General features: G+C 41.8%; 16 protein-coding genes and 1 riboswitch. Of the genes, 3 read left to right on the top strand and 13 right to left on the bottom strand.

Going from position 1 to position 20,684, the window contains the following annotated elements; translation table 11 throughout:
- Positions 1–425 precede the first annotated feature (425 nt).
- The 10 genes from thiT to ACTQXY_RS11525 all read right to left on the bottom strand — a co-directional run bounded on the left by thiT (position 426) and on the right by ACTQXY_RS11525 (position 12,795).
- Positions 426–1,094, bottom strand: coding sequence for an energy-coupled thiamine transporter ThiT (gene thiT / locus ACTQXY_RS11570; RefSeq protein ID WP_441659576.1), 669 nt, complete (start codon positions 1,092–1,094; stop codon positions 426–428).
- 35 nt (positions 1,095–1,129) lie between these two features.
- Positions 1,130–1,233: riboswitch (TPP riboswitch) on the bottom strand.
- A 130-nt stretch (positions 1,234–1,363) separates the two neighbouring features.
- Positions 1,364–5,740, bottom strand: a complete 4,377-nt coding sequence (locus ACTQXY_RS11565; protein WP_441659575.1) for an exo-alpha-sialidase — start codon at positions 5,738–5,740, stop codon at positions 1,364–1,366.
- A gap of 201 nt (positions 5,741–5,941) precedes the next feature.
- Positions 5,942–6,916 (bottom strand): tRNA dihydrouridine synthase DusB, encoded by a 975-nt coding sequence (gene dusB, locus ACTQXY_RS11560; RefSeq protein WP_441659574.1) that lies wholly within the window; start codon positions 6,914–6,916, stop codon positions 5,942–5,944.
- Position 6,917: 1 nt separating this feature from the next.
- Positions 6,918–7,691, bottom strand: coding sequence for a type III pantothenate kinase (locus tag ACTQXY_RS11555; RefSeq protein ID WP_071144660.1), 774 nt, complete (start codon positions 7,689–7,691; stop codon positions 6,918–6,920).
- Positions 7,691–8,020, bottom strand: coding sequence for a DUF6145 family protein (locus tag ACTQXY_RS11550; RefSeq protein WP_004611503.1), 330 nt, complete (start codon positions 8,018–8,020; stop codon positions 7,691–7,693). The genes ACTQXY_RS11555 and ACTQXY_RS11550 overlap by 1 nt, the downstream gene beginning before the upstream one ends.
- 9 nt (positions 8,021–8,029) lie before the next feature.
- Complete coding sequence (locus tag ACTQXY_RS11545; RefSeq protein WP_441659573.1) at positions 8,030–9,010, bottom strand: biotin--[acetyl-CoA-carboxylase] ligase; 981 nt, start codon at positions 9,008–9,010, stop codon at positions 8,030–8,032.
- Positions 9,011–9,030: 20 nt separating this feature from the next.
- Positions 9,031–11,067 carry an ornithine carbamoyltransferase gene (argF, locus tag ACTQXY_RS11540; protein WP_441659572.1) on the bottom strand — a complete coding sequence of 679 codons (2,037 nt, stop codon included), beginning with the start codon at positions 11,065–11,067 and terminating at the stop codon, positions 9,031–9,033.
- Between the two features lie 56 nt (positions 11,068–11,123).
- A complete protein-coding gene (locus tag ACTQXY_RS11535; RefSeq protein ID WP_441659571.1) occupies positions 11,124–12,080 on the bottom strand; it encodes an SPFH domain-containing protein in 957 nt (318 codons plus the stop codon).
- A 4-nt stretch (positions 12,081–12,084) separates the two neighbouring features.
- The gene (locus ACTQXY_RS11530) at positions 12,085–12,519 is read right to left on the bottom strand and encodes an NfeD family protein (RefSeq protein ID WP_004611499.1); all 435 of its coding nucleotides are present in this window, start codon (positions 12,517–12,519) and stop codon (positions 12,085–12,087) included.
- A 147-nt stretch (positions 12,520–12,666) separates the two neighbouring features.
- On the bottom strand, positions 12,667–12,795 hold the full coding sequence (locus tag ACTQXY_RS11525) for a hypothetical protein (RefSeq protein WP_441659570.1): 129 nt from the start codon (positions 12,793–12,795) through the stop codon (positions 12,667–12,669).
- A gap of 506 nt (positions 12,796–13,301) precedes the next feature.
- On the opposite strand from ACTQXY_RS11525, the gene purC reads away from it, so the two are divergent.
- The 3 genes from purC to ACTQXY_RS11510 are packed head-to-tail and all read left to right on the top strand — an operon-like array spanning position 13,302 to position 16,511.
- Complete coding sequence (gene purC / locus ACTQXY_RS11520) at positions 13,302–14,015, top strand: phosphoribosylaminoimidazolesuccinocarboxamide synthase (RefSeq protein ID WP_441659569.1); 714 nt, start codon at positions 13,302–13,304, stop codon at positions 14,013–14,015.
- Positions 14,016–14,035: 20 nt separating this feature from the next.
- Positions 14,036–15,541 (top strand): CTP synthase, encoded by a 1,506-nt coding sequence (locus tag ACTQXY_RS11515; RefSeq protein ID WP_441659568.1) that lies wholly within the window; start codon positions 14,036–14,038, stop codon positions 15,539–15,541.
- Positions 15,492–16,511 (top strand): ATP-binding protein, encoded by a 1,020-nt coding sequence (locus tag ACTQXY_RS11510; RefSeq protein WP_441659567.1) that lies wholly within the window; start codon positions 15,492–15,494, stop codon positions 16,509–16,511. Before ACTQXY_RS11515 ends, ACTQXY_RS11510 begins: the two co-directional genes overlap by 50 nt.
- Positions 16,512–16,583: 72 nt before the next feature.
- Here ACTQXY_RS11510 and ACTQXY_RS11505 read toward each other — a convergent pair whose 3' ends face one another.
- The 3 genes from ACTQXY_RS11505 to ilvD all read right to left on the bottom strand — a co-directional run bounded on the left by ACTQXY_RS11505 (position 16,584) and on the right by ilvD (position 20,493).
- Positions 16,584–17,501, bottom strand: coding sequence for a cell wall hydrolase (locus tag ACTQXY_RS11505; RefSeq protein WP_441659566.1), 918 nt, complete (start codon positions 17,499–17,501; stop codon positions 16,584–16,586).
- Positions 17,502–17,816: 315 nt separating this feature from the next.
- Positions 17,817–18,803: an ornithine cyclodeaminase family protein gene (locus ACTQXY_RS11500; protein WP_441659565.1), complete on the bottom strand. Its 987-nt coding sequence runs from the start codon at positions 18,801–18,803 to the stop codon at positions 17,817–17,819.
- A gap of 19 nt (positions 18,804–18,822) precedes the next feature.
- Complete coding sequence (ilvD, locus tag ACTQXY_RS11495) at positions 18,823–20,493, bottom strand: dihydroxy-acid dehydratase domain-containing protein (protein ID WP_441659564.1); 1,671 nt, start codon at positions 20,491–20,493, stop codon at positions 18,823–18,825.
- Between the last annotated feature and the right edge of the window lie 191 nt (positions 20,494–20,684).

Genomic DNA, 20,684 nt, shown 5'->3' with positions numbered 1-20,684 from the left:
GCATAACCTTAACTTCTCAATATTCAATTTTTAAAGCAGCCACCGAAAGATGGCTTATTTGTCGTGTGCTTAAGGTAATGGATACCCTCTACTTCTCATTTTCAATCTTTTCTCCTTTGAAACTTCCGATTTGTTGACTTGTTTATAATCATATCTTACCATACAGCCCTCAAGAAATCTACTTATTTTGCCCTCAATTTTAGGAATAGTGAGGGCTGCTGTCTATCAAATTTTTGTGTGTTACTTTATCGCACATGAGCACTGTTCTCGCAATTGACACACAAAATGCTTCAATACATCGCATCCACCACAGATTGCCCGATACTGATTCCCATCATAAAAGCCGCATCTCCAAGGATGCGGCTCACTATTCTGATTTTATGAACGCAAAATGTATTATAGCAGATATTTGACAGTTTGAAAATCTATACATTCACTGCCGATATTTTTACTTTTTTCAATGCCTTTGACACTGCTGGAATAGAGATTATAATAACTGTAATCACCGCTTCAGCAAATATGTAGCATCCGTTATATACCAAGGAATATGGGAGCGCTCCCCATCCGTCCCAGGCATATTCTCCAAAGAAAATCCATCCGGAAATGACTGCAAATACATATCTTCCAAACACACCGAGCAGATAGCCTTTTACTAGTCCATGCTTGGACTCCGTAAATACTCCGGACAATCCAAGTGCCCCGAATGCGAGCGGATAGTCAACCAATACCTGCAGTGGAAAATAAATATACGGCTCAATAATAAATTGCAGTACACCATATGCAGCGCCTGTCAAAATTCCTGTTGCCGGACCATACACATAACCTACAAAGCAGATGAATAACATGCTGAACAATGTAATAGAACCGCCGAATGGGAAAGAATAAACCTTTAACATAGATGTCACCATCGCAAGTGCCACTGCCATCGCACAGAAGACAAGCTGCTTTGTCCCCATTTTCTTCTTTTCCTTTTTCTCTTTCTTTGCCAGAACTGTTGCAAGCACAATCAACGCAATTAAAATCACTGCCGCTGCAACATATCCCGCTGTCGTGAGTTGATACCCACTCTCTGTTGTTGATACAAAAAATGACATAAAAAAACCTCCTAAAATAATTTTTTACAGGAGGAACCACTTCGGTACTGCTTCCTTCCGCCGGTACTAACCGGTTCAAGTGATGAGGGTCAACACACATCTGTGTGATTCTCAGCTCATGGCTCCCCTAGCAAATTGCTATATGAAATTTGTCATTTCTAATCTATTGTACTGTACACCGCTGTCTTTTGTCAAATTTTTATCTTGATGTTAGCAAAAGGGACACCGTTCCCGACATCCCTTTTCCTTTCAATTCACTCTATTATATTTTATTTTCCAAATCTTCTGCGAATAACTTCAACCGCTGCGCCAAGGCATCCTGCCATTCCTAACATAAATGGAACTGCTGAAGCTGCATCACCTGTTTTTGCCGGCTTATTCTGTTCATTCTTATTGCCATCTGGTTTTGTAACATTAGAAACCTTTTTCAGATTTTGTGCCGCATCTTTAATTGCTATAATAGAACCTTTTACATCCTGCTCTGTAGCATCTTCATCTTCTAATACAGCTTTTGCGTTATCCATTGCTGTCTGATATCCTTTCCAGCTGTCAGCTGTGTAATCAGCCTCTTTGTAATATGCCAAACATTCATTGTAATATTTCTCTAATGCTGATTTATCTACCTCTTCTGGTGCAACCGGAAGTTTCGGAATTTCTCTTGTCTCTTTCACATCACAGCCTTCTCGCTTACAAGTACGAACTTCCAATCCTGTTTCTGTCTCAGTCGCCTCTTTTTCTACTGTCCAACCACCAAACTGATGTCCAAGCGCTTCGATTGCTTCTCCTTTTTCCACAACTGTGCCACACACTTTACACACTTTGTCGCCTGTGTAACCTGCTTCTGTACATGTTGCTTCTTTCGCTCCCTGTAACTCTTCTGTATGTTCTAATGCTGGAATTTCTCTTGTAGTTGTTTCATCACATTTGCTACATGTTCCAGTCTCCACACCTTTTTCTGTACATGTCGGTTCTTTTGTTACTTCCCATTTGTATGAGTGTTCACATTCTTGAGATTCATGTTCCTTGATCGTAATCTTATAAGTAGTTCCTTCCGTCACTAATGTCACTTTGCCTACAGCTTCTGCAGTCACTACATTTCCAGACGAAGCTTTGTAAAAATACCATGTATTATTATCTTGGTTGTATGCTGCTACCCTATTATTTGAATTAGCCCAGTTATTCAAATACATGTTGCTATTAGAAACTGACACTCTGCCGTTTTCTTTTTCCTTAATCAACAATGTCTGAGGTGTATCCTTCAACTCAACATCCTGTCCTGAGATATTCACATATTTTCCATTGACATCTTTCATCGTATAGCCTGAATCAACTTTTGTAATTGTCCACGCTGATTCTGCATATTCACCTGTGCTAAAGTTCGCTGCTGCCATCCCAAGACTCTTCGGAGCCTCTGACACGGTACTTTGTGAATTGAGCATAATATGTGTATCGTTACCAAATAAGTAAGTTCCTTCTTCTACTGTTGTAATTGCTTTGTAAGGAGGCATATCACTTCTCGCTTCTTTTGTGATACTATTGACATCTCCCTCCTCCTTCAAAATTTTTCCAACTAAATTATACGTTTCACCTAATTTTAACGCCACTTCTTTGACATCATTTTGCACGATAATATAATATGCCACATCTCCGATTGTTACAGATGTCTTTCCTTCTGCCTTTCCGGTGATTGTAATCTCTGTCTTTGCAGCTGTCGTTTCACCTTCGTACATCTCATTCGTCACTTTCGCAACATAATTGTACTTGTTATCTCCCTGTGCAGGATTCAGTAAGTAATAGTTATTATCACTTGCTTTTGCTGCAACCAAATATTGCCCATTATCAGAAATCTGTGATAATTCATTCACTTTTTGATAGCCTTTGATAACTCTTCCATCTGCATTTTCCGATTGTTTGTAAAGCTCAAACTCGCAATTTTGATCTGGTTCACCTTGTCTATCAAAATGTAACTTATCTGCCTCTCTGTGGAAATACAGAGTTCCTCCTGCACCCCCCTCTCCATCTTGTCTAAAACTGACTTTACCATTTGCTCTATCCATTATGTCGACAGATGCTCCACTTGTAGTAAGTGGTGTATTTGCCGTAGTGGCTGTCTTTGGTGTCAAATACACTTTCTGACCACTGGCCGTTGTCGATGAAATAATATATTTTCCATTATCCTGTTTATCAAATGTAAACAAGCAACTGCTAATTTTCTCTTTCTCCCCATCAAACTGTGCGCTTGTGCCAAGCTGTACTGCTACTTCTGGTTTTACCGCTACTTCTTCCTTCACCACTTTTGCTACATGCTCATAATTTTTATCTGTCGAAGACGGATTCACCACATAGTAACTTCCATCAGTTGCTTTTGCAGCAATCAGATATTGCCCGCCATCAGTAATCTGATTTAATGTAGTTACTTTTTGATAGCCCGGAAGTTCTGTCTCAGTTGCCGTGTTCGCTTTTTGATATAGCTCTAAATGGCAGTTTGCATGGTCTGTACTATTTCTATCAAAATGTAACTTTTTTGTATCATCTTTCCAGAAATACAACAATTGCCCAGTACTTCCATTAGATGTATCTTTAAATACTACTGTTGCACCATCTTTTTGTTCCAACTGAATCTCCGTTACATTTGCTGTACTCACACATTGTTTTGGCGCATTTCTGTGACCGATATAAACTTTCTTCTCTCCAGTCTCTGCAGAAATTTGATATGTATTTTCTTTATTTTTCACTTTATCGAAGGTAAACAGGCAACTATCCAATGATTTTTTCTCACCATCAAAATTTGCTACCGAAGTTGCAGTCTGCGCTTTTAACTGTGTTTCCACTGCCTGTGCGTCTTCACCTTCTACAGTAACATCTGCAACATTTTTATCCAAGTTTGACTCATCAACTTTTCCTTCATAATTTCCGGTTTTATCTGTATATGTCTTTGTATCACCAATTTTCAAGTCTACAATCTCATATTTTTCTGAATCTGTCACATTTACCTTGATTTTTGTAGTTGTACCTTCTGATTCTAATGTTACAACTGCCTGTTCAAGACCTTTCACTGTCTCTGGTGAAGTCAATATCACTTTTCCATCTGCATATGTTGCTGTCACTGCCTTTTCGTTGTCAGAAGATACTTTCACTTCTTTGCCTGTGGTTACTCCATTTACAGTCAGTTCCTTGCTTACATTCGATTTCAGATCAACTTCCGATACAAATTTGCCTCCATCTGTACACCAAATATTTCCGATTGCTGCATCTTTTGCAATATCTTCAATTGAGTAATTCTTATAAGTCAATTGCTGATCTGCACTTTCATACAACAGTCCAACTGTTCCATCAGGCAATACTGTCAAACAAGAATATGCATAATGACCATTGTTAATGTCATATGTATATTTCCAATCTAATGTTTCATCTTCTTGCACCAATCCTACAAAAATTTTTCCTGCTGATCTGCTTCCTGTACTTGAAGGTGCTGCGAATAGGATTGCCGTTTTTCCATCAATTTTCTGCGGATAAGTAATCGCTGTCAATTGGCATCCTAAATTGTAAGTAAGTCCCACTTCTCTTCTCTCAGACCACGTTTCTCCTTCATTGTCTGATATATAGTACCCACCATGACGAGTGAACATATAAAGTTTGCCATCTGCCTCTGTCACAACCGCCTCCGAACTTAATCCAGCTACAGATGCACCTCTTTCCCATGTTTTCCCGCCGTCATCCGAGTAGATTGCGGTACTATTTTTATCTCCTTTTGTAAACTCATATGCCGTAAAGAGGATTCTTCCACTAGAGGTCACCATTCCACGTCCCGGTCCTACTAAAAGAGACTGTTCTGATTCTTTTCTCATATTTAAAATAGAAGGTTCAGACCATGTCTTTCCTCCATCTTCAGATGTCGTCAAGTAGAGATAATCCGTTGGCCATACTTGAAATGGAGAGTTTGCCTCAAAAAGATTCGCAACCAACTCTTTTCCTTTGCTGACATTAAAGTAAGCATCGACTGTATAATCTTCCACTGTCTTCCCGTTGGCATCTTTGATCAGATATGCAGACTCCGATTTTTTATCCATATTCTTTTCTAATCGATATGTATAGTTTTCAGACTTTGCACGTTCTCCACCTAATACATTCTCCCATCCTCTCGCATCTGCTAGAAGAATATTCCCATCTTTATCGTGACTTTTTCCCGGAATAGGTTGTGTTACTGCACCATTCAAAGCATATCCTGCCGGATAAAGATCCGCAATCATATATACCTTTTTTCCATCTGTCGCCATCGCAGGATCAATAAATGCAGTAGAATTTTTATTCCACACATTTCCGTTATCTCCTAAATAATTGGCAAATGTATAGTTCCAATTTTCTCCTTTATCTTTAGAATATGATACGATTGTATCTAATCCGCCTCCGTCTGCTCCACCATTCCATCTTGCGTCACAACCGGCTACCAAAGTTCCATCATCCAATGCCACTAGACAAGGAATACGGAATTTTTCACTTCCACCTGTTCCTGGCCAAAACGGCTGCTCTTTCGTTGTACTGTCTGCTGGCTTTGATTTCTCCTGTGCCATCACTGTCCCCGGTACGCTTCCCAATACCAAGGTTGCCGCAAGCAATAGCGCCAAAGCTCTCCCTCTTTTTTTCATGTTTTCCTCCTACTCTACTTCAAATATTCGTAAAGCAAACTCGGATTGTACAAAATATATAAATTATTTCCAATTTTGCCTTATTTTATATTATAATTGCCTTAATTCTATTTGTCCACTAAAAAATCACAAAAAAAACATCCAAAATAAGTTCTTTTGACCTCATTTTCAGGATGTTTTTATGCGCTTTCTATATCCGATTCAAACGTGCGCATTCAGCCTTTCATGCAGCAGCTCTTCCAACTCTGTATAACTCTCCACTCGATTAATCTCATCTCGCAGTTTTGCTGAGTTTGGGAGTCCACTTGTATACCACGATACATGTTTTCGCATCTCACGGATTCCGAGATATTCTCCCTTATATTGCATCTGAAGCTGTGCATGACGAAGCATCATCTTCCTAATCGCTTCCACACTCGGACGTTGCGGCATCTTTCCGGTTTGCTCATACTCCAAAAGTTCTGAAAAAATCCACGGATTTCCCTGTGCTCCCCTGCCAATCATCACGCCATCACAACCTGTCTCTTTTTGAATCGCGATTGCACTTTCTCCTGAGACAACATCTCCATTTCCAATAACCGGAATGGATACCGCCTCTTTCACCTGACGGATAATATCCCAGTCTGCTTTTCCGGAATAATACTGTTCTCTCGTTCTTCCATGAACCGCCACCGCTTTTCCTCCGGCATCCTCAATAATTTTCGCAATCTCTACCGCATTAATGCAAGTATCATCAAATCCCTTTCGGATTTTCACTGTGACCGGCTTTTGAATTGCCCTTGCCGTCTTTCTGACAATCTCATACACTAGTTTCGGATTTTTCATCAATGCGGAACCTTCTCCATTCTTCACAATCTTCGGAACCGGACACCCCATATTGATATCTAGTATGGAAAATGGAAGTTCCTCTATTCGTTTTGCAATCTCACTGATCACATCCGGATCAGATCCAAATAACTGGAGAGATACCGGCAATTCTTCCGGATGAATCTCCAACAACGCCTTTGTATTCTTATTGTTATACTGTATCGCTTTTGCGCTTACCATCTCCATGCACAAAAGTCCCGCTCCCTGTTCTTTGCACAGCAGACGAAAAGGCAGGTCTGTCACCCCTGCCATCGGTGCTAAAATATATGGATTTTCTAATTCTACCGTCCCAATTTTTAACGTTTTCATTCTAATTTAACCCTTTGTTTTTTTCGTAAATAATGCGTAACCCTTCCAGCGTTAATTCCGGGTCATAGATATCCACAACATCTGTCTCAGATACAATAATATTCCCCAGTCCGCCTGTGGCTACAACCTTTGCATTTGCAAATCCAGCCTTTTTGATTTTGTTGACAATATATTCTGTCTGTCCGATATAGCCGAACACAAGCCCCCCCTGCATACTGGATACAGTCTCTTTTGCAAGAATAGACTCCGGCTTTTTTATCTCAATCTCCGGAAGCATAGATGCTCCGCCCCACAATGCTCTCGCTGATGTGCGGATTCCCGGAGAAATCACACCACCTTCAAAGACTCCCTTTTCACTTACCACATCATAGGTCGTCGCAGTTCCAAAATCAATGACTATGACCGGACCGCCATATTTTTCATAAGCAGCAACCGCATCTACAATTCGATCAGGTCCCGTATCCTTCGGATTTTCTGTGTTTATCTGAAGTCCGGTCTCCAAATTGGGCGATACGATGAGCGGCTTTATATGGAAATACTTAATGATCGCGCTCCCAAGGGAGTGCATAATGTCCGGCACAACCGACGACACGATCACCGCATCAATCTCTTCGATATCAAATCCTCTGTGTTCCAATAACGTACAGAGCTTGATTCCATATTCATCCGAAGTTCTTGGTTGTTTCGCCGTCATGCGAAATGTCGCCTCTAATTTTTCTTTTTCAAATACTCCCAGAGTGATATTTGTATTTCCCACATCAATTACCAGCAGCATTATACTTCCTCCCCTAAAAAGAAGACTCTATAATACAACTGCAAAGACTCCAGCAGTTCTTTTTTGGTTCTCTGAAGTTCTTTAATCTTCAGATGACTTCCGATTTCATCAAAAAGCAGATCATTGTCCTCTGTCGTAACCTCAAACATAAGCTCTCCATCTTCTTCAAATACCAATGTCAGAATCCCTCCGACGTCCTCCGTGTACAATACACACATGATCTTCAGTTCATCTTTGATGCTGTCTGGAAGTGCCTCAAAATCCGGATTCAGATAAAACTTTCTATCATATGAATTCGCACCACACAGTACAATTTTTTCTTCGTACATACATTCCTCCTAAATATACCCGTAGATTCCGCGCACAGAGACTTCTCCCGCAAAAACAGTCTCCTCTTCGCCATCTTCTTTTCTCACAAGCAATTCGCCTGTCTCGTTGATGCCCAATGCATAGGCGTTATATTCGCCTCCAGGCTCCAGAACTCTCACTTCTTTTTCTTTGCTTACTAGAAGACGATTGTAATCCTCCTGCAAAAATTTTAAATTCTGTTCTTTTGCAAACCGCTCATAGTTTTCTTCAAACTTTTTCATGATACATGCAATCAATGCAGAACGTTTTATCGGGCTTTCCTTTTCCACACGCAATGAGGTCGCCTTTTCACACAGTTCTTCCGGAAAAGACTGCATATTCACATTGATTCCGACTCCAATTACAACATAGTTGATATAATCAATCTCGGCACTCATCTCCGTTAGAATTCCACATATTTTCTTCGTTCCAATCACAAGATCATTCGGCCATTTAATTCCGACTTCAAGTCCTTCCTGCTCTCGGATCGCCATCGCCGCACTATACGCCATCACCAATGTCAGCATGGGGGCTTTCGATGGCTCCATCGTCGGTCTTAAAAGCAGAGACATATAGATATTTTTACCCAGCGGAGATTCCCAAGCTCTGCCACGCCTTCCTTTTCCGCAATTCTGACGGTCAGCGACCGCTAACGTGCCATGCTCTTTTCCCTGTTCCGCCAGATGTTTGATCCTTGTATTCGTCGAGTCTGTCTCTTCATAATAAATGACATGCCTTCCCATACACTCTGTCTGCATCAGGCTTTCTATCTCCTCTTGCGAAAGCACGTCCGGACATTCCACAATTCGATATCCTCTGTTTCTTACGGCCTCAATCTGATACCCTTCATTCTCCAACTGCTTGATCACTTTCCACACTGCTGTTCTCGATACCTGAAGCCGTTCACACAACTGCTGCCCCGACACATATTCTTTACTTTCCCGAAGCATTTTCAAAATCTCTGCCTTCACAACTCGTCCTCTTTCTCTGCTTATTCTCCAAGTGTTGCGACCATAACCGCCTTGATTGTATGAAGACGGTTCTCCGCTTCATCAAATACTACTGATGCCTTTCCTTCAAATACATCTTCCGTCACCTCTTTGCCTTTCACCGCAGGAAGGCAGTGCATGAAGATTGTCCCCTCTTTTCCGGTCTTGTCCATCAGTTCCTGATTGATCTGATAAGGACTTAAAAGCGCAATTCGCTCAGCCGCTTTATCTTCCTCACCCATAGAGCACCATACATCCGTATACAACACATCCGCGCCCTCAACTGCATCGATGCAATCTGTCACACAGACCGAGGAACCGGCTTCTTTTGCATAGCCTTCACACAGCGTAACAAGTTCTTCTCCCGGCCACAGTTTTTTTGGCGCAATGATAACAAAATCAACACCTACTTTCGAACATCCGATCATAAGACTGTTCGCCATATTGTTTCTCCCATCTCCAAGATATACGAATTTCAGTCCTTTTACATACCCAAAATGTTCTTTCATCGTCAAAAGGTCTGCAAGAATCTGTGTTGGATGATACTCATCTGTCAAGCCATTCCACACCGGAACTCCGCTGTATTTTGCAAGCGCTTCCACATGCTCATGTTTGAAGCCGCGGAATTCAATCCCGTCAAACATACGCCCGAGAACACGAGCCGTATCCTGAATGCTCTCCTTGTGTCCCAGCTGAATATCATGCTCTGATAAATAAGTCGGAATACCGCCCTCATCACACGCACCCACAGTAAATGCACACCGAGTTCTTGTAGACGGTTTTTCAAAAATCAATGCAATGTTCTTCCCTTTCAGAGAATTTCCGGTAATTCCCTGTTTTTTCTTTTCTTTCAGATCTGCTGCCAGATCAACCAGATACATAATCTCATCTGGAGTAAAGTCTTTCAGTGTCAAAAAATTACGTCCTTTTAAATTCATTTTACTATCCTTTCTGATTTCCATGAACACATGTACAAATCTTGGTAAATTAATCTGATCTCTGAGACGCTCATATCTTCGATATACTGCCTCTTCTAATGCCTGTACCGTATAAATCTGATACTTTGGCACATGAAGTAATTTTGCACTCGCCTCAAGCATTGCCATATAGAGTGTTTCATCGGAGAATCCATGAGACAATTTCAGCACAAACGCAATCTCTGCCTTCTCAATCTCACTCAAACCACTTAATATTTTTTCATAATACCACTCTTTTCGTGTTTGTTCAATATAGTAAATCATTCCGGCAAGTCCATAAATCATCCGTTTCGCATCGTAATAGCCAATTTTCAGATTCTGTCTGCTGCGTTTTCCGTAAAATTCAATGATGCTTCCTAGTTTCACCCGCGGCGCAATCTCACACATCGTCGTATCCTCTGACAGCTTCACTCGCGGTTCTCTTCCCGGACCATAGATGCGAATCTGTATCAGGTTCTTATATCCCCTTTTCACAAGTGAGCCTGTCGGCACATTGTTGATGACTCCGCCATCCACATATGTTCTTCCGTGCAGTTTTTCATTCTTAAATCCAATCAGGTATGCACTTGCAAGCAGAAAATCCTCCAAAAGCCCTTCCGGAATATCATGAATACTAAGATCCAGCTCCTTCATATCCGATATGGAAAACGTAAGCAGGCAAAATTCCATTCCAGACTCCCTTATCTTCTTCTCGTCCACCATCTCATGGATCAGATTCTTAAGCGGAGTGATATCAACCCCACCGTCTGACAGTCTCTTTTTCATCTCTGAAATCACTTCACCGAGTGTATTTTCTTTGTTGAACAACCGTTCCATCCACGCGTCATCTACGTCCATCACACGCGAAAATGTCATCTCACTCCAGATTTTTTCCGCCTGCTTTACATCTCTCATGCAGATCAATGCTCCATTTAATGCGCCAACCGAAGTCCCGGCTACCGCATTCACTTTCACACCTGCCTCCACAAGCGCCTTCCACGCACCAATCTGATAAGCTCCTCTTGCACCTCCGCCATCTAAAATCAGTCCATACTCTTTCGTCAAGTCTATCTTCGCTTTCACGTTTTCTTCCCTCCTGATACCACAAAAGGGGCATGCTCTCGCACACCCCTCAACATCTAACCGTCTTTTTCCGCTCCGACCTCTACCAAGGATTTCACAAGTCCTGCAACTCCCTGAATCTCAGATGGAATAATAATCTTCGTCGCCTTGCCGTCAGCCGCCTTTGCAAATGCTTCCAGACTCTTCATCGTAAGAACCGCCTCATCGGCACCAGCCTCTTTCAGGAAACGGATACCATCGGCATTCGCCTGCTGCACTTTTAAGATTGCCTCAGCTTCACCTTCAGCTTCTCTGATCATCTTTTCTTTTTCGGCTTCCGCACGGAGAATTGCCGCCTGTTTTTCTGCCTCTGCATCAAGGATTGCAGATTCTTTATTACCTTCTGCTACAAGAATTGTAGATTTCTTTTCTCCTTCTGCACGAAGAATTGCTTCACGTCTTTCACGTTCTGCTTTCATCTGTTTCTCCATCGCATCCTGAATCGCTGCAGGCGGAATAATATTTTTCAATTCCACACGATTAACCTTGATTCCCCAAGGATCTGTGGCCACATCAAGAGATGCTCTCATCTTTGTGTTGATTGTCTCTCTGGATGTCAATGTCTGGTCTAATTCCAAATCACCGATAATATTACGCAGTGTAGTCGCTGTCAGATTCTCAATCGCCATGATCGGATTGGCAACTCCGTAACAGAACATCTTTGGATCTGTAATCTGATAAAATACAACCGTGTCAATCCGCATTGTTACGTTATCTTTTGTGATAACCGGCTGTGGTGCAAAATCTACAACCTGCTCTTTGAGATCCACACGTCTTGCCACTCTTTCGATAATCGGAATCTTAAAATGCAAGCCAACCGCCCATGTCGCCTGATATGCTCCCAGCCTCTCCACAACAAGAGCCTGTGCCTGCGGAACAATCTTTACACACGATATCAAAAGACCTACTATAATGACTATGATAGCCACTAACACAACACTTGTAATGATACTTCCTACATTCCCTGCATTCATAATTTTACGCCTCCTTTAGTCTTACAATCAGTTTCACTCCTTGTATCCCTTCGATAGATACAACCGCGTCCTTCTCAATCACTTCGTGCGGTTCATCCGTCTTTGCAGACCACTCCTGTCCGTTTACTTCCACTCTTCCGACATTATGAAGTGTATCTACTGTCTCAATGACAACCGCCTTCTGTCCGATCAGGCTCTCTGCGTTCGTAAGCTTTCGTTCCTGATTAAAATATTTTATTGCGATTGGTCTTGTCAGGACGAGCAGTAAGATAGAAGATACGAGGAATGCCACAATCTGTACCGGTAAGCTAAATCCTACTATCGCCAAAATAAAGGCAACAATGGAACCTCCGGCAAACCATATCGTGGTCAGTCCAAGCGTAGCAATCTCAATCACTACAAGCACTACGAACAAAATAAGCCAGAAAATTGTTTGCATTACGAATCGCCTCTTTCCTTATTATTTCCATTAGTGTTTCTATTTTTTTATCTTACTATACTTTCCCCAATATTACAACTAAATTCAGCGTCCATAAGATTACAATATCATTACAGAGTCATTAACAAAAATCACAGAAAAACACTCTTAATTGGCTACATACATCTGTCGATACGGATTTTTGCTGTCCGGTGTTACGACCGTAAACGGCGCCTCCAAAACTGTTTCGATATCATATCCGATAGTATAAATATACTTTTTCCACTTGCTTATCAAGCTGATTTTTTTCAAAAAAAGATTGACAAATATTTTTTTCAGGTGTATAGTGCAATTCGTAAAGACAAAGGCGTTTTTGAGTGAAAGCACTCAGAGACGCTTTTTTGTTTTTCAATCTTAATTAAATCCTACTTGTTTGATAAGGGAAAAGGCGTCTTAAATGTGAAAAACATTGAGGGCGCCTTTCCTGTTATTTAATGTAAACTCACTGGAGGCGCGAGTTACTTTCGGAGATCTTGATTTTGTGAAATATGTCATGGCATTAGATCCATCGATCAAACAAAATGTCTACGGAAAAAGAAACCTTCTGCCAGAGTTCTTGCAAACTACGGGGACAGCGGAAAATAAGCCAAAATAATTATAAAACCTTTCAAAGACTAGTTGACAATAATCCGAAAAAAGAGTATCATATCGGCTGGAAAGGCAATGGCGTCTTTAATGTTTACACATTAAGGCATCATTGCCTTTTTATTGCAAACAGTAATGAAAATGGAGGTACATAAGTCATGCAAAAAGCAGAACAACTTTACGAAGGAAAAGCAAAGAAAGTGTTTAAAACAGAGGAGCCAGAGGTTTTGATCGTCTCTTACAAAGATGATGCGACTGCATTTAACGGTCTCAAAAAAGGAACCATTGTCGGCAAAGGAGTTATCAACAACAAAATGAGTAACTTACTCATGCAGCGTCTCGAAAAAGCGGGAATCCCAACTCATTTCATTGAAGAAATCAACGACCGCGAAACTCTTGTCAAAAAAGTCTCTATTGTTCCCCTGGAAGTAATCATAAGAAACATTGCTGCAGGCTCATTTTCTAAACGCTATGGTGTAGAAGAAGGGCTTGTCTTCGAATCACCTACCATCGAATTTTCATATAAAAATGACGTTCTCGGCGACCCACTGCTAAATACATATCACGCACTCGCAATGAAACTTGCAACCAAAGAAGAAATCGAAACAATTGAAAAATATGCTTTTGGTGTCAATGAACAGTTAAAAGCTTTCTGGAAAGAATGTGGTGTCACACTCGTCGACTTTAAGCTGGAATTCGGAAGACTTTCTGACGGTACAATTGTGCTTGCCGATGAAATCAGTCCGGATACATGTCGTCTTTGGGATTCTAAAACAGGAGAAAAACTTGATAAAGACAGATTCCGTCGCGACCTTGGCGGTGTGGAAGACGCTTATCAGGAAATTATGAAACGATTAAACGAACATATCTAAGCTATTTAACGGAGGATATTATGACGAAATATATATTTGTAACAGGAGGTGTTGTGTCCGGTCTCGGAAAAGGCATCACTGCCGCATCGCTCGGTCGCCTTCTGAAGGCAAGAGGACTTAAAGTTGCGGCTCAGAAACTTGATCCCTACATCAATGTCGACCCGGGCACAATGAGCCCTTATCAGCACGGCGAAGTCTATGTTACAGAAGACGGCGCCGAGACAGATCTTGACCTTGGACATTATGAACGCTTTATCGACGAAGATCTGAATAAATATTCGAACCTTACTACCGGTAAGGTTTACTGGAATGTTCTGAATAAAGAACGCCGTGGCGAATACTTAGGCTCTACAGTGCAGGTCATTCCTCATATTACAAACGAAATCAAAGAATTTGTTTACAGTGTTGGGAAGAAAACCAATGCCGATGTGGTGATCACCGAGATTGGCGGCACAATTGGCGATATTGAATCCCAGCCTTTTTTGGAAGCAGTACGTCAGATTTCTTTGGAAGTTGGCAGTAAGAACAGTTTGTTCATTCATGTCACACTCGTACCTTTCCTCCGTGGCTCAGATGAACATAAGTCAAAACCAACTCAGCATTCCGTAAAAGAACTGCGAGGAATGGGAATCAATCCAAACATTGTCGTCCTACGCTGTGACGAACCTTTAGAAGAATCCATTTTCCAGAAAATATCTTTATTCTGCAACGTAAAGCCGGACTGTGTCATCGAAAACATTACACTTCCGAATCTCTACGAAGCTCCACTTATGCTCGAAAAAGCAAATTTCTCATCTGTTGTCTGCCGTGAACTTGGTATTGAGACACAAGAGCCTGATCTGAGCGAATGGACAGAGCTGGTAGAACATATCAAAAATCATACCGGCAATGTCACAATTGGTCTTGTCGGAAAATATGTGGGACTGCACGATGCCTACCTTTCTGTAGCAGAATCGCTTCGACATGCGGGATATTTTCATAATACAGCCATAGAGATTCGCTGGATTGACTCAGAAGATCTGACAGACTTTAATATAGAAGAAACTCTCTCTGATCTGGACGGTATCCTCATTCCGGGAGGCTTTGGCAACCGCGGAATTGAGGGCATGATCTTGGCTGCAAAATACGCAAGAGAACACCAGATTCCATACTTTGGAATCTGCCTCGGAATGCAGATTGCCGTAATCGAATATGCAAGAAATGTTGTCGGAATCAAAGATGCAAATTCCGGTGAATTTGACGAGCAGTGCAAGCATAAAGTGATCAACTTCATGCCTGGACAAAACGACAACATCGATAAAGGCGGCACATTAAGGCTTGGTGCTTATCCATGTAATATCCAGGCCGGAACAACTATGCATCGCTGCTACGGTGTTGACACAATCAGCGAACGTCATAGACACCGCTATGAATTTAACAATGACTATCGAGAACAGATCACTCTTTCCGGTCTGACAGTCAGCAGTACTTTGCCTGATGGAAGTCTTCAACACCTCAATGGTCGGCTATCAGGAAATCCTGCCTAATCCGTCCCACACCGGACAGGCTGTCGTAATGACTTATCCACTGAGTGGAAGTAGATGCTGTCTGCGATGGGAAAAATGTGTTTGTACCGGGTATTATGGAACTGGTCAACGTACCGGAGTCCATTCCGGAGACTCTATCAGCGTTTATCCAACGCACAGTATTTCCGAGAAAGTAAAAGAAACGATTCTTGACTACACACAAAAGCTGGGACTTGGCATCGGAATCATCGGACTGTTCAATATCCAGTTTATTGTCGATGAATTCGAAAACGTCTATATTATAGAAGTGAACCCAAGATCCTCCAGAACGGTACCATTTTTATCGAAAGCAACCGGATACAGCCTTGCAGATATCGCGACCCTTGCAATACTTGGCAAAAGTCTTCCGGAACAAGGTATTCATACTCTCTACCCAAAAGAGAAAGAACGTTTTTATGTAAAAGCACCTGCGTTCTCTTTCTCAAAATTACACGGTATGGATGCCTATCTGTCACCGGAGATGAAATCAACCGGAGAGGCAATTGGATACGACAACAAACTGCACCGTGCAATATATAAGGCAATGATTGCTTCCGGCATCAAAGTACAGAATTACGGTATTGTCGTTGTAACACTCGCCGACGAAGATAAAGAGGAGGCGCTGCCACTGGTAAGGCGTTTCTACGATATGGGATTTAATATCGAGGCAACTGTCGGCACTGCACTCTTTTTGAAAGAGCAGGGTATTCGAACCCGTATCCTGCGCAAGCCATCTGAGGGCAGCGAAGAAGTACTTGATTCTATTCGCGCTGGATATGTCAGCTACGTCATCTGTACACGTGCTATCCTTTCCGGTATCCACTATGAAGATGGTGTTGCAATTCGTCGATGTGCCTCCGAAAACAATATTACCATGCTCACTTCACTTGACACCGTGCGCGTACTGCTCGATGTCCTGGAGGAGGTAACTATCGGTATCTCGACAATTTAGAATAAACAAGACAGTGACCGAAATGCTTTCATTGCCCTTCGGTCACTGTCTTTCTATTTAAAAATACTCCCTCTAATGAAAATAGTGATCTCCAATCAACTGACCATAATTTCCATTTCCGAAATATAATGAATCTCCAATTGGGTTATATCCTGCAAGTGCATCAGCTGCTGCCTGATAACATTCTGCCGGGATATTGCCACTTGCCAATACTCTGTCAAGCTTTCCTGTGATTGCCGGACCAAACTGTCCTGCCTGATAAATAACCTCTCTGATTGAGTTCGGGAAAGACCCGCTTCTTACACGGTTCAAAATAACCGCCCCAACCCCTACTTTTCCGTCGTGTGGCTGGTTCCCTGCCTCGCAGTAAATAATTGCTGCCAATAATGTCTGGTCGTCTGCGGACGCTGACATTGCCTCATCATATCTTACACTGCTTCCTGACTGTCTTGCAGCTTCTTCTGCAGCCTTTCTGGCAGCTTCTTCCTCTGCCGCTTTCTTTGCTGCTTCCTCGGCAGCAATCTCTTCCAACGTCTTTGCATCCTGCGGATTTGTCATATCAATCGCTGCTGCTCTTGCTACTGCGTCTGACCCAAATGCAAGCATTTCATTTTTTACATATCCTACAACCGAACCTGAAGAAACCTTTGACCATACATCTCCTCTTTCTTCCACAGTCAAGATTGTATTTGTATACATCTTTCCGACTACTTCACCGCCATCAACTGCCTCCGCAAGCACATCCGCTTCTGACTCTACATTTGCCAGCGCTTTTCCATGCCACACCTGTGTAGCCTCCGCAACTGCTGCTGTCTCTGGAATTTCATTCCATGTCTCCGCTAATGGTGAAATTGTCGTTTCGTGATTTATTGTTTCGATTGGCTGAGCATCAGATTGTGTATCAGCTGCCAAACTGCCGAACTCTGTGGTAAACACCATACAAGCTGTCAGCGCGAAGCTTATAATCACTCTCTTTTTCTCTCGTCTCATAAATTACCTCCTGGTTTGTTGCAATAACCTTACTGACTATTACAATAGTATACGCATTTAATTCATTTTTATTACAAATGTTACGTATTTGTTACATATTTCAAACACAAGTGATATCCTAACATCTATTTGCCAATCTGTCAACACTTTCTCCTTAAAAAACTAATACTTGTATATTTTCCACAAAAAACAAAAACACATGCTATTTAACAACATGTGTCTTCGCTTTCCCATTTTTCCTGCTGTACTTCTTCTACAGATACAGAAATGTATTTCGCGTCCATATTCAGTTCTTTCATGACCAAATCTCTTGTTTTAATTCCATTGTGTTCCGATACCTGCTGCTACCGCTTTCTCATAGATTGCTTTTGCCGCTGTCAAATCCTGAGCAGCCACACCTACTGTTTCAAAAACAATAATCTCTTCATCATTTTCTCTTCCGACAACTTTTCCTTTGATGACATCCCCCAAATCTCCTGTGAAGTCTTCTTTTGTTATAATTCCTTCTTCCAGCGGAATCAGAATATCGCCAGACTCAGACAATACTGCCTCTTCTGAATCAAAATAAATTTTGGATGCACGCGGAAGAATAGCCGGATCCATCTCCTGCATATGATGCTGATAGGCGCCTACACAACTGATTGTCGCACCTTCTTTTACTTTTGTTCCGTCAAATACCGGTTTTGACGAAGGCGTAACCGTCACAATTAAATCCGCATTGTCAATCGCCGCATCAGATGTCTCTGCCACGACTATTTTTGTGCCATACGATTTTAGTTCCTCCCTCATACGCTCCGCAAATTCTTTCGTGCGCTCCAAATTCATATCATACACTCTTACCTCTTCCAGTTTTCTTGCCGTCATCATCGCCCCCAACTGAGCGGCTGCCTGTCCTCCCGTGCCAATCAGCGCGCCGATTTTGCATTCTTTTTTTGCCAAAATATCAAATGCTGCCCCTGATGCCGCCCCTGTTCGAAGCTGTGTAACATAAGTACCGTCAAGCACAGAAATTACCACGCCCGTCTTTCCATCAATCAGCAACACTTGTGCCGGTGCTGATGGAAGTCCATTGTCAATATTATGTGGGAAAATATTTACGTTTTTCAAAGATGCGATTTCCATCTCTTCTACATAAGCTGGCATAAAAAGAAAGCACCCATCCTGTTTCGGAGCCTGAATATTAATTCGAAGCGGTGACTCACACTTTCCTTCCACAACCAGTTGAAACGCCTGTTTATCTGCCTCGATAGCATCTTTCATAGTAAATACCTGTTTAATATCTTCTTTTGATAACAATAACATTCTTTGTTCTCCTTCATCCTTATTTTCTGAATTTTGCATCTAAACTCCATGGCTGCATCGCTCCGCCTTCTTCTGCCGGGCGACACATTCTGGCAAAAATGTTAAGACATCCTTTTTCTTCTTTCAAAGGAGGGCACACCCATTTTTCTCTTCTTTCTTTCAGTTCTTCCTCTGATACAAGGAGTGATACCTCTCCATTTGGAATATCAATTACAATTTCATCTCCGTTTTCTACAAGCGCAATTGTTCCACCATCATAAGCCTCTGGAGATACGTGCCCAATAATTGCTCCAAAATTGAATCCGGAAAATCTCGCATCTGAGATCAATCCCACACTCTTGTGCAGTCCAAGTCCAATCAAAGCATCAATGCTCAGCATCAGTTCCTTCATTCCCGGAGCCCCTTTGCATCCTTCATATCGAATCACAATAATGTCTCCCGGCACGATCTCGCCCGCCTGAATTGCTTCAAACGCCGAACGGTCTCCCTCAAATACTTTCGCTTTTCCTTTCATATATTTTACTTCGTCATAGACAGCTGTCGGTCTGACAATCGCTCCATTCGGAGATAAATTCCCTCTTAAAATTTTCAGTCCCGGCTCTTGGAATAATGGACGTTCCAAAGAGTGAATCACCTTATTCTCCTGCGGTTTTACTACAGCAAGCATATCTTTCCACGTATTTCCATACATGCTTGGCACATCTGTGTACAATTTGTTTTCTAACATCTTCATGACATTCATGACACCGCCTGCATAATGAAAATCAACAACCGTGTACGGTCCGCTTGGCACCACTGCATTGATACAAGGAATTTCTTTTGCATATTTTTCAAAATCTTCTAATGTCAGTTTAATTCCCAACTCATAGGCATAAGATAATATATGAAGTACTGCATTTGTAGATCCGGCTACTGCCATATCAAACATAATCGAGTTCAATAACACTTCTTTTGTAATCAGTTCTGACGGTTTTCTTCCAGCTCTTGCCATCTCCACCGCATATTTTCCTGCTTCTCTTGCCTTTCGCAATTTTTTATTATCTGAAGCCGGAATTGTTGATGTTCCCGGAAGTACCAGATTCAATACCTCTCCCAGCATCTGCATCGTATTTGCTGTTCCCATAGATGGGCATGCTCCGAATGACGGACACACACTATCTTCCATTTCCATCAGCTCTTCTTCTGTTGCCCCGGAAAAACGAGCTGCATCCAAGTCTGCCTCTACCACTGTTTTTCCGCAATGTTGTCCCGGTTGCATGGAACCTCCCGTTACAATCATAGATGGAATATCCAATCTCATAGCTGCCAAATAACAGCCTGCAATAATATTGTCACAGGACGCAATCATGGCGAGACCATCAAAATTATGTACACGGCTCACAAATTCTACAGACATTGCGACAATATCTCTTCCTACCTGTTCATATTTGAGCTCTTCCGCACCATTTGCTATGTTTCCGCACGTAGCTGGAATTCCAAACTCTACTGGAATTCCTCCTGCCGCCCAAATTCCTTCTTTCACAGCCTCTGCAATCTGACGTAAATGTGCAGATCCCGGCGAACCTGCCATATAGGAATTCGGTACACCAATATGTGGCTTTTTACGAATATCTGTATCTGAATATCCTGCTGCTTTCATCATAACTCTTCGGTGTGCCGCCTGTGCACCATTCCAAAATTCTGTTCCCATACGTTTCTTTCTCCTATCAAATTCTTTCTGCCTTGACAAAAAATTATCATTTGTGTTTATAATAAGATGGAAACAAGCTATTTAAAAGCCAGTATTCTTAAAGGATATATTCACTTTTACTTATAGCTGAATTTTGATACGGATTTATCATCAATGTGCCGAATAAAATTCGTTTTCTTTATAACATACAT

This window comes from Faecalimonas sp. LCP19S3_D12 (assembly GCF_052121495.1).
Classification (GTDB): domain Bacteria; phylum Bacillota; class Clostridia; order Lachnospirales; family Lachnospiraceae; genus Faecalimonas.
Note: the sequence above shows the minus strand (reverse complement) of the source record. Positions and strands in the feature narration are given on the sequence as shown.

What these genes read in the sequence shown, in the direction of transcription:
- thiT (WP_441659576.1), bottom strand. Translation starts at nt 1,094, where the DNA reads ATGTCATTTTTTGTATCAACAACAGAGAGTGGGTATCAACTCACGACA.
- ACTQXY_RS11565 (WP_441659575.1), bottom strand. Translation starts at nt 5,740, where the DNA reads ATGAAAAAAAGAGGGAGAGCTTTGGCGCTATTGCTTGCGGCAACCTTG.
- dusB (WP_441659574.1), bottom strand. Translation starts at nt 6,916, where the DNA reads ATGAAAACGTTAAAAATTGGGACGGTAGAATTAGAAAATCCATATATT.
- ACTQXY_RS11555 (WP_071144660.1), bottom strand. Translation starts at nt 7,691, where the DNA reads ATGCTGCTGGTAATTGATGTGGGAAATACAAATATCACTCTGGGAGTA.
- ACTQXY_RS11550 (WP_004611503.1), bottom strand. Translation starts at nt 8,020, where the DNA reads ATGTACGAAGAAAAAATTGTACTGTGTGGTGCGAATTCATATGATAGA.
- ACTQXY_RS11535 (WP_441659571.1), bottom strand. Translation starts at nt 12,080, where the DNA reads ATGAATGCAGGGAATGTAGGAAGTATCATTACAAGTGTTGTGTTAGTG.
- ACTQXY_RS11530 (WP_004611499.1), bottom strand. Translation starts at nt 12,519, where the DNA reads ATGCAAACAATTTTCTGGCTTATTTTGTTCGTAGTGCTTGTAGTGATT.
- purC (WP_441659569.1), top strand. Translation starts at nt 13,302, where the DNA reads ATGCAAAAAGCAGAACAACTTTACGAAGGAAAAGCAAAGAAAGTGTTT.
- ACTQXY_RS11515 (WP_441659568.1), top strand. Translation starts at nt 14,036, where the DNA reads ATGACGAAATATATATTTGTAACAGGAGGTGTTGTGTCCGGTCTCGGA.
- ACTQXY_RS11510 (WP_441659567.1), top strand. Translation starts at nt 15,492, where the DNA reads ATGGAAGTCTTCAACACCTCAATGGTCGGCTATCAGGAAATCCTGCCT.
- ACTQXY_RS11505 (WP_441659566.1), bottom strand. Translation starts at nt 17,501, where the DNA reads ATGAGACGAGAGAAAAAGAGAGTGATTATAAGCTTCGCGCTGACAGCT.
- ACTQXY_RS11500 (WP_441659565.1), bottom strand. Translation starts at nt 18,803, where the DNA reads ATGTTATTGTTATCAAAAGAAGATATTAAACAGGTATTTACTATGAAA.
- ilvD (WP_441659564.1), bottom strand. Translation starts at nt 20,493, where the DNA reads ATGGGAACAGAATTTTGGAATGGTGCACAGGCGGCACACCGAAGAGTT.